This is a genomic window from Agrobacterium sp. CCNWLW32 (genome assembly GCF_037083425.1).
In the GTDB taxonomy this organism is placed as follows: domain Bacteria; phylum Pseudomonadota; class Alphaproteobacteria; order Rhizobiales; family Rhizobiaceae; genus Agrobacterium; species Agrobacterium radiobacter.
The window spans coordinates 1-14,238 of sequence record NZ_JBAOJM010000026.1 but is presented as its reverse complement, the minus strand read 5'-3'; the positions used below and the strand labels follow the sequence as shown (position 1 = coordinate 14,238).

Annotated in this window: 11 protein-coding genes and 2 pseudogenes; 8 read left to right on the top strand and 5 right to left on the bottom strand. The window is 56.7% G+C overall.

Going from position 1 to position 14,238, the window contains the following annotated elements:
* The first annotated feature begins 39 nt into the window (after positions 1-39).
* The 7 genes from V6R85_RS25765 (at position 40) to V6R85_RS25735 (ending at position 8,149) form a co-directional block, all read left to right on the top strand.
* Positions 40-1,362 carry a HipA domain-containing protein gene (locus tag V6R85_RS25765; protein WP_129567069.1) on the top strand — a complete coding sequence of 441 codons (1,323 nt, stop codon included), beginning with the start codon at positions 40-42 and terminating at the stop codon, positions 1,360-1,362.
* Between the two features lie 400 nt (positions 1,363-1,762).
* On the top strand, positions 1,763-2,764 hold the full coding sequence (locus tag V6R85_RS25760; protein WP_236760363.1) for a helix-turn-helix transcriptional regulator: 1,002 nt from the start codon (positions 1,763-1,765) through the stop codon (positions 2,762-2,764).
* Positions 2,765-3,104: 340 nt separating this feature from the next.
* Complete coding sequence (locus tag V6R85_RS25755) at positions 3,105-4,139, top strand: DUF1254 domain-containing protein (RefSeq protein ID WP_207909219.1); 1,035 nt, start codon at positions 3,105-3,107, stop codon at positions 4,137-4,139.
* A 41-nt stretch (positions 4,140-4,180) separates the two neighbouring features.
* Positions 4,181-4,867, top strand: a complete 687-nt coding sequence (locus V6R85_RS25750) for a Crp/Fnr family transcriptional regulator (protein WP_336377354.1) — start codon at positions 4,181-4,183, stop codon at positions 4,865-4,867.
* 237 nt (positions 4,868-5,104) lie between these two features.
* Entirely contained in the window at positions 5,105-5,932 is an 828-nt protein-coding gene (locus V6R85_RS25745; protein WP_111785451.1) for an acid phosphatase, read from the top strand.
* Between the two features lie 54 nt (positions 5,933-5,986).
* Complete coding sequence (locus tag V6R85_RS25740) at positions 5,987-6,781, top strand: hypothetical protein (RefSeq protein ID WP_111793168.1); 795 nt, start codon at positions 5,987-5,989, stop codon at positions 6,779-6,781.
* Positions 6,782-6,922: 141 nt separating this feature from the next.
* Complete coding sequence (locus tag V6R85_RS25735) at positions 6,923-8,149, top strand: hypothetical protein (protein ID WP_236760364.1); 1,227 nt, start codon at positions 6,923-6,925, stop codon at positions 8,147-8,149.
* Between the two features lie 69 nt (positions 8,150-8,218).
* Here V6R85_RS25735 and V6R85_RS25730 read toward each other — a convergent pair whose 3' ends face one another.
* The 4 genes and pseudogenes from V6R85_RS25730 to V6R85_RS25715 all read right to left on the bottom strand — a co-directional run.
* Positions 8,219-8,596: a YcgJ family protein gene (locus tag V6R85_RS25730; RefSeq protein ID WP_207909221.1), complete on the bottom strand. Its 378-nt coding sequence runs from the start codon at positions 8,594-8,596 to the stop codon at positions 8,219-8,221.
* A 129-nt stretch (positions 8,597-8,725) separates the two neighbouring features.
* Positions 8,726-10,075 (bottom strand): alpha/beta hydrolase, encoded by a 1,350-nt coding sequence (locus V6R85_RS25725; RefSeq protein WP_165000623.1) that lies wholly within the window; start codon positions 10,073-10,075, stop codon positions 8,726-8,728.
* Positions 10,076-10,897 (bottom strand): transporter, encoded by an 822-nt coding sequence (locus V6R85_RS25720; RefSeq protein ID WP_111785449.1) that lies wholly within the window; start codon positions 10,895-10,897, stop codon positions 10,076-10,078.
* A 726-nt stretch (positions 10,898-11,623) separates the two neighbouring features.
* A pseudogene (locus V6R85_RS25715) lies at positions 11,624-11,911 on the bottom strand (integrase core domain-containing protein); the annotation flags it as partial.
* A 135-nt stretch (positions 11,912-12,046) separates the two neighbouring features.
* Between V6R85_RS25715 and V6R85_RS25710 the strand changes: the two are divergent.
* On the top strand, positions 12,047-13,306 hold the full coding sequence (locus V6R85_RS25710) for an IS110 family transposase (RefSeq protein WP_111785503.1): 1,260 nt from the start codon (positions 12,047-12,049) through the stop codon (positions 13,304-13,306).
* A 245-nt stretch (positions 13,307-13,551) separates the two neighbouring features.
* Here the strand turns inward: V6R85_RS25710 and V6R85_RS25705 are convergent.
* A pseudogene (locus V6R85_RS25705) lies at positions 13,552-14,100 on the bottom strand (IS3 family transposase); the annotation flags it as partial.
* Positions 14,101-14,238: the final 138 nt, after the last annotated feature.

Here is a 14,238-nt window from a genome sequence, read left to right as displayed (position 1 = left end):
TGCCCAAGAGCGTCCGTCAAAGCGTGAAGGAGGTCGATGATGATTTCTAAGACGGACGCTACGGAAGCTTTTGTCTGGATGTGGCTGCCCGGGGCCACTGAACCGGTAGTGGCTGGCCGTCTCGACCATGATGGCGAGCGCCTGCTTTTCACCTACGGCGCCAGCTACCGCCGCCGTGAGAATTCCATTTCCATCTATGATCCGGAGCTGCCGCTCAAGGAAGGCGTCATCGCCCCCATCAACGGTCTGCCGATGGCAAGCTGCATTCGTGACGGTTCGCCCGACGCCTGGGGCCGCCGGGTCATCATCAACAGGCTGACGGGCAGGAAGCCCGACGCTGCCGGCGTACCCGAGATCAGCGAGCTTACCTTCCTGCTCCAATCCGGCTCCGACCGGATTGGCGCCCTCGATTTTCAGGCATCGGCGACGGAATATGTCCCCCGCCTTGCCGCACAGGCCTCTCTTGATGAACTCATGGAAGCTGCCGCCCTTATTGAGAAAGGTGTGCCGCTGACTCCGGCACTCGACCAGGCCCTCAATCACGGCACCTCCATCGGCGGCGCGCGCCCGAAAGCGCTCATCGAAGACGGCACCAGGAAATTCATCGCCAAATTCTCGGCGACCAACGACACCTACAGCGTCGTGAAGGCCGAGTTCGTCGCGATGAAGCTGGCAGGTGCTTGCGGACTGAATGCGGCCCCGGTGTCGATGACCCGTGCCGCACACAAGGATGTACTGCTGATCGAGCGCTTCGACCGCACCCGTACAGACAATGGCTGGACGCGGCAGGCGATGGTGTCGGCGTTGACCATGCTCGGGCTTGATGAGATGATGGCCCGCTACGCTTCCTACGAGGATCTGGCTGAGCTAATCCGCCACCGCTTCACCGACCCTAAGGACACGCTCAGAGAACTCTACGGACGGATCTGCTTCAACGTGCTGTGCGGCAACACCGACGACCATGCCCGCAATCATGCCGCTTTCTGGGATGGCAGGATGCTCACGCTGACGCCAGCCTACGACATCTGCCCACAGGGCCGTACCGGCAACGAAGCCACCCAGGCCATGCTCATCAAGGGCGAGGGGCGCGCCAGCACGCTCGCCACTCTGCTTGCCGCCGCCGCCGACTATCACCTGAAAGAGGCCGAAGCCGCCAAGCTGATAGAAGACCAGATCACGATCATCGCCGCACACTGGCAGGAGGTCTGCGACGAGGCAGAGCTCAGCCCCGTAGACCGCAAGCTGTTCGCCGGACGCCAGTTCCTCAACAGCTACGCTCTTGAGGGGCTTGAAGGCCACAGGGCTCTGCAGGATGCATACGGCACCACACGGGAGACGCTGATCGCAAGCGGAGATGCCTGACACGGGCACACAGAACCTTCACGATCGTGCATTCATAAGAAATGTACCCATGAGCAGCCGGCCGCGCCTCACGTTGTCGTCTGCCCAGGGCCGGTCAGGTTTCGGCACTCATCAACGATCAGCCTCGTGCCCTCGATCGCTTCTCCCAGAAAGGCTGAAAGCTTGACCTGCCTCTGAATCTTTATCCAACGGCGATTAGAGCCTCGGCGGTGGATCGAGCGTACTGATGAAGCGGTCGCCTTGCTCACCAAGATTTTCGAAAGGTCAGACCGCTTGACGACCACGAAAACCGCCCCTTTCTAACCAATCCAATTTTTTGCAGCGGAGCCGTTTAACTAGTAGCGATCGCCGCTGAATTGTGCGTATTGAACACAACACCACATGATCGCGACGAGATGTCATGGCCAACATCCCCGTAACCCGCAGCCAGTTTCTACTTCCTTTCCTGGGGATTCTTGATGAAATCGGTGCGCCCACAAATTCGCTTCTGGGGAAATTTCGGCTTCCATCGTTTCTGGAAACAAAAAGCAATCTTTATATCCCACTATTGCCGACGATCCGCTTTGTGGAGACTGCCCAGCGCAGCCAGGGCATTACGGATTTCGGCTTCCTGGCCAGCAAGCGGCTTCATTTTTCCCATCTAAATGAAAAAACCCGGGCGCTGATCGCGCACTCTCCGACACTGCTCGTCGCGCTGCGCCACGCCTGCAACTGGGCATCGCGAGAAGATACGATCCTGAACATGTGGATGGAATGGGATAGCGATCATGTGCGTGTCTGCAGCAGGCTCGCCAGAACGAATGGGCTCCTGCATCTGGAACATTCGCAATGGCTTCAGAATATCTTCTCCATCTACATCGTTCGGCAATTCACAGGTCCCAATTGGATACCGGCGACGATCGCCTTTCAAGCTCGCTACACGCCGGGTGCGGAGACGCAATCCTTATGGCCGAATGTGCGCTTCCTCTCCGATCAGCACGCCGCCTGGATCAGCGTACCGATCTCGTGCCTTGGTCTCTCCAACCGTTCAGTCGCCTCAAATCCGCCACCGCATGATCACGAGGATGGCCCTTCGGGCTATGACATCGTCGAAATCCTCAAAATGATGTTGCCGTCCTATCTCGACCAAGGGGTGCCGACGCTAGCCGAGGTGGCGGAGATGGCGGGCGTCAGCACACGAACCTTTCAGCGCAAACTCTCGCATGTCGATCTGACATATTCAGATATACTCGACACCATCAGGTTCGAGAGCGCGAGCACGCTTTTGCGCGACAGTGATTCCAAGATTATCGATGTTGCATTTGCCGCCGGTTATGCCGACCCGGCGCACTTCAGCCGCGCATTTCGCAGAATTGCAGGCGTTACGCCGCGACAGTTCCGCGAGCAATCGCGACTGGGATAAGTGCGTTTCGCGCCGGGAATCCCTCGCCTTTATGATGAAAGAACCGGTAGAAGCGAAGCGCGCGGTATGTCGGCCTCTCTAACCCTGACGATGACACCGCAGGCGACTGGGCGCAATGAACGGTCTGCGCCCTTTCTCCCGGCGGGAAAAAATCCGCACGCCGGATAACAATTGGCACGAAATGGCAAGACGGTCGGTCTGCCCATGGTTAGACCCGACGCACGCTTAGAATTTGTCTGCCGCCCACACGAAGATCGGCTGGATGGCATTTGAGTTGGCCGGTGCCACGCCTCGTGGAATGGCCTTACGTCGTAAGTCAAATTGAATGAAGAGGTATTCAATGCTCCGCTCAGTTGGAATCAGTCTTGCTTTTGCGTCGGTTGCGTTGACCGGCGTTGCATTTGCCGAGACACCAAACGGCAAAGTGCCGGTCACCGTCGACAACTTCATCCGCGCCGAGACCGACCATTACCTCGCGGCCAATGCAAAGGACGTAGGCGGACTGGGCAAGTTCCAGCATTCTCGGGAGCCCGTACCGATCGACAAGCAAACCGTTATCCGCATGAACCGGGATACGCTTTATTCGTTTGCTGTTTTTGATCTTGCCGCCGGGCCGGTAACCCTAACGCTGCCGGACGCAGGTGCGCGTTATATGTCGATGATGGTCGTTGATCAGGATCACTACCTGCCAATCGTCGCCTACGGAACGAAACCGGTAACGCTGACGCAGAAAACGGTCGGCACCCGATATGTCTTCGTAGCGGTCCGGACTCTGGTTAACCCCAACGACCCGAAGGATATCGAGGAAGTCCACAAGCTTCAGGATGCCATCAAGGTGGACCAGAAGGAAAAAGGGCAGCTTGACCTTCCGAACTGGGATGAAAAGGACCTCACAGAGATTCGTAATGCGCTGCTCGCACTCGTAAAACACCAGACATCGTTCAGCGGCTCTTTTGGGGGCCGCAACGAGGTCGATCCGGTCAAGCACCTGACTGGAACAGCCGCTGGCTGGGGCGGCATTCCGGACAAGCACGCCATGTATCCAAGCTTCACGCCCGAGAAAAACGACGGCAAGACGGTCTATACTCTCCACGTGCCGAAGACTGTGCCCGTGAAAGAATTCTGGTCGATCAGTGTCTATAATGCAGAGGGCTTCTTCGAGAAAAACGCCTACGATGCCTATTCGATCAACGATATCACCGCGAAGAAAAATGCCAACGGCTCGGTAAACGTCCAGTTCGGCGGCTGCGACGGCAAGATTCCAAACTGCCTGCCGATCGTTGAGGGTTGGAACTACACCGTCCGGCTCTATCGTCCTGACCAATCCATCGTCAGCGGCAAATGGACGTTTCCCGAGGCCAAGCTCTTAAACTGAGCCTCATCGGTAACCGTGGAAGAGCACGAGGATCGAAAACAATGCGCATGTCGCGAGCGGAAGCGGAACGCATATTGAGCCGGAATGGTTGGCTGGCTCAAATGCCTGAAGCCTTCAGGACGCGTTTGTTTCAGAATGCGTTGCTTCAGAAATACGAAGCCGGTCAGGTCATCTTCCGTCCCGGAGATTCGCCGGGAGGCATCTATGGGCATGTCGCGGGGACGGTTGTCATAAACACGGCACCTCTCGACTCGACGCCACGCCTTGTCCACATCGCCGTGCCTGGGGGATGGACCGGTGAAGACTCCTTCATGACGGGTGAGCCACGACGGATCGAGCTATGTGCGCAGAGTGAAGTCTGGGCAATGCACGTCCCCCTGGAAACCATGGAACAGATGGCCGCATCTGATCCGAACATCATTCGCGCGTTCGGGGCCATCTCGATCCTGTCATCCGATAAGCTGGTCAGGATCGTCTATGACCTACAGAAAAGGAATGTCAGCGCCAGAATTGCTTCGGTCCTGCATCGCACCTCGTGGGCACCGGATGAGGCAATTTCGGTTTCACAGGAGAATCTTGGCGTGATGACGAACACATCCCGCAAGCAGGTCAACAGCACAATCCAGCACTTCGTGGACGCGGGTTGGGTTGAGATCGGCTATCGTTCCATAACGGTCACAAATCCTTCGGCTTTGCGACGATACGCTGAACAGGACCTGGAAGATTGACCTGCCCCAGCCAACGGGCTGCCATCACACAATATTGGAAGCGGTTGGGTATCGGATGCGCCACTTTTCCATCCCCGATTGTCCGACTTGACACAATCCACCGTGCGAAAGCCCTGTAACTTTCACGCGAGAAACAGAGGCTGCGAATCCGGCGCGGAAGCACGAGGTCTGTGACCTGCTTGCCGTGCGCCGTTCATTTCTTCGCCGTCCGGAGACTAAGTATTGAGGAGTCATTGCATGCTGTCGAAAATCCACCGGTTGGCTGTGTTCTCGGTCATCGCATTTGCGGGTCAAGGCACAGGTCTGGCTGACGCAGAAGATGCGATTTCGCCCGGGGTTACCGATCCGCATTTCCAGTTGGCTCCGGGCTATCTCAAGCAAGCGGAACTGCCGGATAGTCTGAGACTGCTCGGAGCACCACCGGCAGAAGGAAGCGGCGCGCTTGCCCGTGACGAAGATGCAAGAACTGCAACCCTGCCGCTGCGAGGCAAATCGCGCTGGGTGCTTGCGCGTCTCGACGCCGATCTCGAATTTCCGCAGCCGGCCAAGAGCTTCTCTTGCGCGATGGGTATCGACATCGATGAAAAAAACACTCCGCATCTTTATCGTCTGATGCAAAAGACCCTGACTGATGCCGGCCTGTCGACCTATGGCGTCAAGAACACCTACAACCGCACCCGTCCCTTCGTGGTTCATAACGAAGGGACCTGCTATCCCGTTCAGGAACCGGTATTGAGGACCGACGGCTCCTACCCGTCAGGACATACAGCTGCAGGATGGGCATGGGCTCTGGTGCTCAGCGAAGTTGATCCCGAGAAAACTGACGCCCTGCTCAAACGCGGTCTCGAATTCGGCCAGAGCCGCGTGATTTGCAATGCGCATTGGCAAAGCGATGTCGATGCGGGCCGCATCATGGGTGCAGCAACCGTGGCCAGGCTCCATAGCAATGCGGAGTTCCTCTCCGACGTTGAAGCCGCTCGCAAGGAAGTGCAGGCGGCGAAAGCCAACGGTTCTTCCTCCAGACCAAGCTGTGCAGCGGAAAATGCGGCCTTGCTGGCCCAATAGACCTGGTGGCCCGACTTCTCAGTCTTTCTACAGGAATAATTTGCCGGGGGCATCATGAAGCTTTTTGTCGCGACGTCGATTGCATTATGCGCATTGTACGGGAAGTATAGCTCGGCCCATGCGGGAGATATGCTGCCGGTCAGTCCTCGGCTGGAGAGCAACTCCACGGAACCCGATCAATGGCATTTCAGCGTGAGCCCATACTTCTGGGCTGCGGGAATAGATGGCAAGGTCGGCCAATTCGGGCTCACGCCAACGAGGTTGAAATCCGATTTTAGCAGCATTCTCAACGATCTCGACTTTTCCTTCATGGGCGTAGCCGAGGCGCGGTATGACCGATACAGCCTTTTTAGTGACGTCATGTATACAAAGATTTCTCAAGACGGGAACTCGCCCGTCGGATTTTTGAGCAAGAGTAGTGTCGACGTCACATCTCAAACGTTCTCAGGCTTTTTCGGTGGCGGCTACAGCGTATTCGAGGATGACAAGGGCCGCCTTGACCTCGTCGCGGGTGCACGTGTCTGGTACGCGAGCACCGAAATCTCTATCTCAGGCGGCCTGCTCGATGGCAAAAGCAAGAGCGACAATGCTTTCTGGGTTGACGCCGTAGCGGGAATACGCGGGCAATATTTCCTCACCGACAATCTCTATCTGACAGGCTGGGCCCTTGTCGGCGGCGGCCAGGCCAAGCTTGACTGGGATGTGACCGCCGCTTTCGGTTACCGCATTCAGCAAAATCTGTCTGCGGTGGCAGGATACAGAGCACTTGGAGTTGACTACAGCCATGACGGCTTCGTTTACGATGTCGTTCAGCAAGGCCCGATCCTAGGGCTTGTCTATCATTTCTAGGCAGATTTCGGAGTGCGGTTGCGCGGGCTTGTCCCACGCGATCCTCATCCTGATCTTCTTTTGATCATCGTGCCGCGACAACATCTCATCGCCGAACGCGGCCAAAGCCTCGAGAATCCTGAATAAAAAAACGGATTTCAAATGAACGACACGATTGCTCCAGCCCCGGAGAACATGAACAAGGAAGATCATTCCGCGCGTGATCCCATCCTCAACGAGTTTCTCGCATCTCAAGGCGGACCCTTCTTTGAACTGCAAAAGCAACTGCAATTGCTTCGGCAGAACGCCCTTCAGGTGGGATCTCGCGCGACGTTGTTCGTAGCCTTGGCTTGGGGAATGCCTTTTCTGCTTGCCGTGCCAGGTAATTTCTCCCTGGAACACGGCCAGGGAGCTTACCTTGTTGATCTCGGCGTATTTGCGAAATTTTTCATCGGGATCGGCGCTTTTATACTGGCCGAGCAGCAGGTCGAAAATGGCTTGAAGGCGAAGCTGTCTCAACTCGTGCTCGCGCCCGTTGTCGCCCCGACGTCAATTCCGGCGGCCGCGGCCATTGTAGCCTCGGCGCTTCGCCAGCGCGATTCTCGCGGGGCGGAGTTCACTTGCCTGATGCTGGCGGTTTTCGCCTCGGTTCTTTCCTACGCCAATTTTCACGCAACGGAAGCATCATCATGGGCGGTCACGTATTTTCCCGAAGGCAATAGGGTTTCGGCCGCCGGCTGGTGGTCCATCTGCTTCAGCCTTCCCCTGTTTGTCTTTCTGTTTCTAAGGGGCGCATGGAGGCATCTCTTATGGGCCCGCATGCTTCGCAACATTGCAAAGCTCGATCTTCGCCTGGTTGCGACCCATCCTGATGGCAAGGGGGGATTGGCCTTCCTCGCGCAATATCCGAACGCCTATGCCATTTTCGTCTTCGGGATGAGCTGCGCAATCGCTGCGGCTGTCGCAAAGAGCCACTTTCTCGAGGAGGGTCTATCCGCGACGACGCTCAGCATGATCATGAGCGGCTGGCTTGCGATCGTCATCAGTTTCTTCGCCTATCCCTTATCTGCCTTCACCCCTCCCCTTCTTCGGTTGAAGGAACAGAGCCTGTCGTTGCTGGATGCTCAGGCAACTAGATTTTGTCGGGCCGCGGAACGAAAGGTCATTGGCCGGAACGTCTTTTCAGACGCCACCCCCGAGCCTGAACCGGAACTGGCCGATCCTGGCAAGCAATATGAGACGACCCGCAAGCTCTCGACCATCCTGGTCAACAGGGCCGTGGTGATCCCGGTCGCCGCCGCCGCGCTCATTCCTTTTGCCGCGGTGGCTGCTACGAAACTGCCATTTAAGGAGGTCCTGTCCGTCGTAAAGAAATTGCTCCTTCTGTGAGGGAAATGATCCCTCACGAGGAAACAGGAGCGCAACGGCCGGAATGCGGACAGGTTACAACCCGACCGGTTAATCTTTGAACAGAATATCTGTCATTTTGATATCTATGGGGCTTCGCTTGCCATTGCGGTCGAAATATCTGTCCGTATGACAAGCTCTTTCCTGCGTATCGCAGAAAACACCATTCGCAAAAGTAAATTGCGTCGTCCTGAAATCACCCTGGGCGAACAGTTTCATGGCTGCCGTGACGCCCAGGAACTTTCCCGTTAGTGTCCTGGAGACGCCACTCGCATCGACGCACATATACTGATCGCACAGCACGCCACGTTGAGGCGACCTCACGCTTTTGGTTGTGCCAGCAACAGCCGGTATCGCAGTTACGATAACGATCGCCGCCACTATTTCGGGTCGAAGTCTGCGCATCCTAAAGCCATCCAATATCTTCATTGCGCGATTGCGCGTTTCCGTCGGCTTCGGGCCGTGCTGCCGCCACTACAAGCTGGCACGAGCCGCCATCTCCATCGTTGCAGAAGGCTGGCCAAACATGGGGATGCCAGACGGCAAGGCAGGACTGGGTCACCGTTTCGTCCCATTGCTGCTTGCACCTCCGAGGTCATCCAGGTGTTTGGCGTAATTGTTGCGCGTGTTCCGATCGAGCACGGCAACGGGGGCCGCAAGGACCAGGCCAGCGACGTTTCCAGCGGCTGCGGCGGTTTCCGTCGTGGCGGCCAGTATCCGGTCACCAAGTCCGATCCGGCTGTCGGTCAGCGTCTGACCTTCGGAAATGCGTTGTCCGATAAGCTGAACGATCTGCGGCGCCTCCGCAAACTTGCCATGGTTCAGGCTGTCACCGGATTTGATCGTGGTGAGGTCTATCACGGTAATCTTGTTGTCTTCGAGTTCCTTCTTGTATGGCGCCGCCTCGGGATCGATGGCGCCGAGCCTGGAAACGCCGCCCCAAACCCGACGCGACACAGCCAGTGCCTTATCATCGCGAGACACGAACAAGGTGAATTGGGGACGCTGTTTTCCCATGTCGGCGATCTGCTGCCGGAAGACGTCGACATCGACATCGGGAGCCGCCAGCATGACGTTCTTAAACTTGGCAGGAAGACGACCGTTTCTGATTGCCATCTGGCGTAACGATTCCAGCGCCAAAGAATTGCCCATGGAATGCGCTAGTACGGAAACCTCCTTCACCTCGGTATCCTTTGCGAGATACTGAAACAGCGTCTCCAGCGCATTGCGGGTGTAGTTCGTGCTTTCGCGGTCGTACCCATAGGCAAGCAGGCTCCCACGCGACGGCCATGTTGCCAGGACAGGCGTACTGTGGACGCCGGAATCATACACGATCTGCGCGAAGCGATAGACAGAGTCCTCAAAGCGGTTGTTGAAACCGTGAATGAAGACCAGAACGCTGCGATCGGGGTTCTTGCGGACCGACGCGCTCAGCCACCGCCTTGCGTCGCCAGCGTCGAGATAGTTGGCTTTCAACGTTGCAAAATCGGTTGCCGGATTGGCGGGTAGCCGCTTTGGCCATTCTACCTCACCTTCCTTACGGACCTTGCCCGGTGGGATCGACACGGTGAGATTGGCGAAAGCCGGGGCGAGCGCACGCTCCCCCGTGAACATCTCTCCGGGCACCGAAGATCGACTGCGCATCGTGGCAATCAGCATATCGACCTTAGGGGAGCTCGGGGACGTATCCGCCACTGGCGTCAGCACATCCTTCGGATTGCCGGCGCAGGCACAAAGCGCTGCGAGCGTTGAAAATACAAGAAGCCGCCGAGGCCAGTTCGACCGTGCCGACGACGGCTGAACGATACTATTTTTTCCCACGAATTTCTTCCTCAAATACCCGATCGCGCAGCGGCACCACCGGTCGAACCCGGTGACACCGGAAGGCGAAAGAGAACTGAGCGTCATCTAATTCGGAAACAGGAGCGACAGCCCGACACGGGCACCCCAACCGTGCGGCCCGTTCTCCGGCGCGGCAGCCCAATAACGCGCGCCTGCGGAAAGGCTCACCGGCTGCTCACCGAACTTCACAAGCTTCGACACCTGGAAATTGATCGGCACGGCCCACTGATCCGCCTTCCAGTCGTAGGTGCTCTCGGTATTGAGCGTGAATGTCCAGGCATCCGATGTTCTGTAGGAGATGAAGGGCTGCAAATAGGTCGCGTTGATGTCGGGCTTGTCTCCCTTGCCCGCAACGGACCAGATATGGTTTCCCAATGCGCCAACCGTCCATGGTCCTTCCTGCTTCAGGACGACAGCAGTCGGCCCGAGCCCGAACTTGCCGCCTCCGAGCAGATCGTCGGTCGCCGTGGGAAGGAGGAAGACGGGTCCCGCTCCCCAGATAATCCCGCCGGAGGTCGGCTGCGTCGGGGAGATAAAGAAGCTTTGCGAGATATCTCCAAGGCCGAACTGGTTGCCGGAGGAACCGGCGATGTCATGCTGCCAGGTGACAGGAACGATGGTACGGGAAATCAAATTCCAGTCCTCGTTCAGCGCAAATGGAATGACGGGCTGGATATCGAGCGTCTTCCGGTCGCCACGGTTCGGTCCGAAGCCCCGATCGTAGTTGAATTGGAACGGCACGCTGATCAGCGACGCAACGGGATTGCTGAGCTTTTTCGCAAGATCGGCATCCGCTTCCTGTGCCATTGCGGCATCAGCCAGACCAATGGCTTGGCCAACCAGCGCAACGACCGAGAACGCACCTAATCGGTAGATCTTCTGCAGCATGCAATAGCTCCTCAATATACAATCCTCCATCTGTGAACGGGTGGACAGTGCAATGGTGATGAAAAAAAGCTGGGAACCAACCGCCAAAATTAGCGTCCGGATGGTGTTATGGCTTGAAGGTTCTGCGGCGAGCTCCCCTATACCCCGGTACCCCACGCTCCTTTTTCTCTCGCCAAAAGTTGATACATAGCTTTCGAGCAACGAATTGGGTCAAATCGGACATTTGAGGATAGATAATGAGGCTCTGCTGAAAAAATCCATTAATGCGTGGAAGAGCATCGAAGAATTTCAGCGGCACTTTTGACGAGCGAGTTCAAATCAAATGCCATAACCTGATCGCCATTAGCCTGCCAGATGGGGTCTGCTTGCCGCTTACGTTTATTGCACATTCCGAAACAATTCAGGGGGAGCCCGACACGCGGGAGCAAATGTGGATGCGCAGAACGGACCGCCCTGGAGGCTTGGACCTCATCAAGTGAGTCGGCCGCTTGGACGCAACGAGCTTAGATTGAAATAGCCGTTTCATCGCCTTGAGCGGAGTCGAACCTACGACCCCGCTGCTGTTCCGCGTCGATCTCGTCCGAACTCTTAGAGACGTAGAAATCCTCGTTCTCGGTCACTGACCTTGCCCCCAAGTTTTATCCAGTTTTGAGTTCGCTCCAGCGGTTTTGTGAGGTGCTCCCCGAATTTGGGCCAGCGGGAGCTGGAATTTTCCGGGGTTTTGGCTCAGTTCGGCGGGGGTGCCGATGAGCTGTTCATAAGCGAAATCGGCACTTTGTTGCCTATCGCGCTGTGTGGCCGGAACTCGTTATATTCTCTACGCCAATCCTCCATCTTTGCCCGCGCGTCGTCAAGGGTCATGAACCAGTGAGCGTTCAGGCACTCGGCCCGGAACTTGCCATTAAAACTCTCGATGTAGCTGTTGTCAGTCGGCTTGCCTGGCCGAGAGAAGTCGAGCACGACACCCTTGTGATAGGCCCAAAGATCAAGGTCTCGAGAGATGAACTCGCTGCCGTAACACCTTCGGAAGTTTGCGTTGCAAGAGGCTTTGACCAGTTGCGTAGCCCCAATCAGGCGAAGCAGGTGGTCATAGCCGGGCATCAGGTCTCACAGTGGTTTTGCGAAGCCACACTGTAAAGGAGACCGGCTATGACCGATTGTGACATTACAGCATCTGCTCCCGTTCTGGCAGCTATCGATATTTCCAAAGAACGCCACGAGGTGCTGATCGAAGCACCGGACAAAAAGCGCCGACATCGGGTGAGCGTGCTCAACAATCTTGATGAGTTCGATCGCCTCATCAGCTTGCTGCGCAGCTATCAGCGTCCTGTCCGCGTAGCCTTCGAAGCAACGGGAAACTATCATCGCGCATTGGCATATCAGCTCGGCTCAGCCGGCTTCGAGATCAAACTGATCTCGTCGATCGCGCTGGCTCGGACCAGGGAGGCATTGCATAATTCCTGGGATAAAAACGACCCGAAGGATGCCCAGGTTATCCTCCATATGATGACCATTGGTGCCGAGCAGTTCTACCATGACCCGTTGATGCGCGGCACCAACGACATTCAAGAGCTGTCGAAGACCCACGACATGATCTCACGGTCGAAGACCGAACTGTGGCATCGGATCCTGACACATTACCTGCCATTGTATTTTCCTGAAGCGGATCGCTTTCACCGCAGTTCACGCAGCGACTGGTTCTTCGCCTTCCTCGAACTGTTTCCGTCTCCGCACTTCATCGCGGCCATGAGCAAGGAGGCTTTCATCGAAGCTGCCTGGGATGTCGTGGGACGTAAGGTTGGCAAAGAGCGTTTGCTGGCAGATATTTACGCCACGTCCGCCCGTTCAATCGGCCTTCCGGTTGCACCTGACTCCGACGCAATCTGCATGTTCCGTATGGTTTTGGCCCAGGGCAGAAGCCTGATCGCCCACCGTAATCAAATCGAGGCGCGTGCGGTCGCCATGCTGAAGGACAATCCTGATTACCAACTCTTATGCACAATCCCCGGTATCGGCCCGATCAATGCTTTGACGATTTTGGCAGAGGCGGGAGACCTGCGCCGTTTTCAACACCATCGCCAGTTCCTGAAGTTTTGCGGCATGGATCTTTCGACAATCCAGTCAGGAATGTTTCGAGGCCAGACGAAGTTGTCCAAGTACGGCAATGCTCGCCTGAGGCGGACCTTATGGATGGCAGCTCAAGTCGCGATTTTGCAGCGCGCCAACAGCTTCCGCGACAAATTCGAGCGATACATCACCAAGGACCGTCACAATCCCCATTTGCGTCGCAAGGCGTCAACAGCAATCGCCGCCAAGATGGCTCGCACCGTGCATGCGGTTGTCAAAAGTGGTGAACCCTATCGCCCCTTCTTTGAAGGGACGATCCACAGCGGAAGGACCCTTCTCTGACAGGGCCGTAGAGGCGCTGAGTGTTTCAGCGACCTCGTAGATAATGTTCAGGCCTTCCGCTCGACGGCAAAAGGATCTCGTCTTAAGGACGGTGAGAGCCGCGATTATGCGTACTCTGTGTTTGTTATGGGAGAGACCGTTCGTTGACGATCGGCCGGGCCTACATCATAATCCAGACGTATCGGGAGACCGATGCGATAACGACCTGCTGCCAAAACGGCGATGCATTCCGAATATAGGACGTTATCGACGCGAATGGTCGTCGGATATCCGACCTGCCGGCAGACCCGCTCCAGTGTCTGAACGACATCCTCGCCCTTGTAACTGAAGCGGGCATCGACCGCCGGCGAGAAGCGCGAGTAAGTGTCGACGACCGTCAGAACCCTGATCTTGCGACCAGTGGCCAGTTGGTCATGAACGAAATCCATCGCCCAGACGTGGTTGGACTGGGTCGGCTCCGTGCGGTCAGCCCGCAGCTTTGCCTTGACCCGGCGCTTGGGAACCTTGTTGCGGAGCTGGAGGTCCATCTCCTTGTAAAGGCGATAGATTCGCTTCGGGTTCACGGGCCAGCCTTCACGCTTGATAAGAATATGCACACGCCTGTAGCCGTAGCGTACCCGCGTCTGGCAGATATCCTTGATCTTCAGCTTCAACTCGGCCTGCTCGCCACGCCTGGACTTGTAGACATAGAGCGACCGGTCGACTTTCAACACCGAGCATGCACGCCGGATCGAAACCTTCCAGTCCGCCTTGATCGTGTCGACAAGCTTGCGCTTGCGGGCAGGCCTCAAAGCTAATGGGATAGTCCGCCCTGTCTCTCGAGAGCATAGTGGAGATGGGCAAAGGAGGGCCCTGATTATGAATCGTAACCAACCGCAGGAGTGCGCCGTCTTTGGAATAGATATTGGAAAGAACCTCTTCCATGTCGTGGG

What these genes read in the sequence shown, in the direction of transcription:
- V6R85_RS25765 (WP_129567069.1), top strand. Translation starts at nt 40, where the DNA reads ATGATTTCTAAGACGGACGCTACGGAAGCTTTTGTCTGGATGTGGCTG.
- V6R85_RS25760 (WP_236760363.1), top strand. Translation starts at nt 1,763, where the DNA reads ATGGCCAACATCCCCGTAACCCGCAGCCAGTTTCTACTTCCTTTCCTG.
- V6R85_RS25755 (WP_207909219.1), top strand. Translation starts at nt 3,105, where the DNA reads ATGCTCCGCTCAGTTGGAATCAGTCTTGCTTTTGCGTCGGTTGCGTTG.
- V6R85_RS25750 (WP_336377354.1), top strand. Translation starts at nt 4,181, where the DNA reads ATGCGCATGTCGCGAGCGGAAGCGGAACGCATATTGAGCCGGAATGGT.
- V6R85_RS25745 (WP_111785451.1), top strand. Translation starts at nt 5,105, where the DNA reads ATGCTGTCGAAAATCCACCGGTTGGCTGTGTTCTCGGTCATCGCATTT.
- V6R85_RS25740 (WP_111793168.1), top strand. Translation starts at nt 5,987, where the DNA reads ATGAAGCTTTTTGTCGCGACGTCGATTGCATTATGCGCATTGTACGGG.
- V6R85_RS25735 (WP_236760364.1), top strand. Translation starts at nt 6,923, where the DNA reads ATGAACGACACGATTGCTCCAGCCCCGGAGAACATGAACAAGGAAGAT.
- V6R85_RS25730 (WP_207909221.1), bottom strand. Translation starts at nt 8,596, where the DNA reads ATGAAGATATTGGATGGCTTTAGGATGCGCAGACTTCGACCCGAAATA.
- V6R85_RS25725 (WP_165000623.1), bottom strand. Translation starts at nt 10,075, where the DNA reads ATGACGCTCAGTTCTCTTTCGCCTTCCGGTGTCACCGGGTTCGACCGG.
- V6R85_RS25720 (WP_111785449.1), bottom strand. Translation starts at nt 10,897, where the DNA reads ATGCTGCAGAAGATCTACCGATTAGGTGCGTTCTCGGTCGTTGCGCTG.
- V6R85_RS25710 (WP_111785503.1), top strand. Translation starts at nt 12,047, where the DNA reads ATGACCGATTGTGACATTACAGCATCTGCTCCCGTTCTGGCAGCTATC.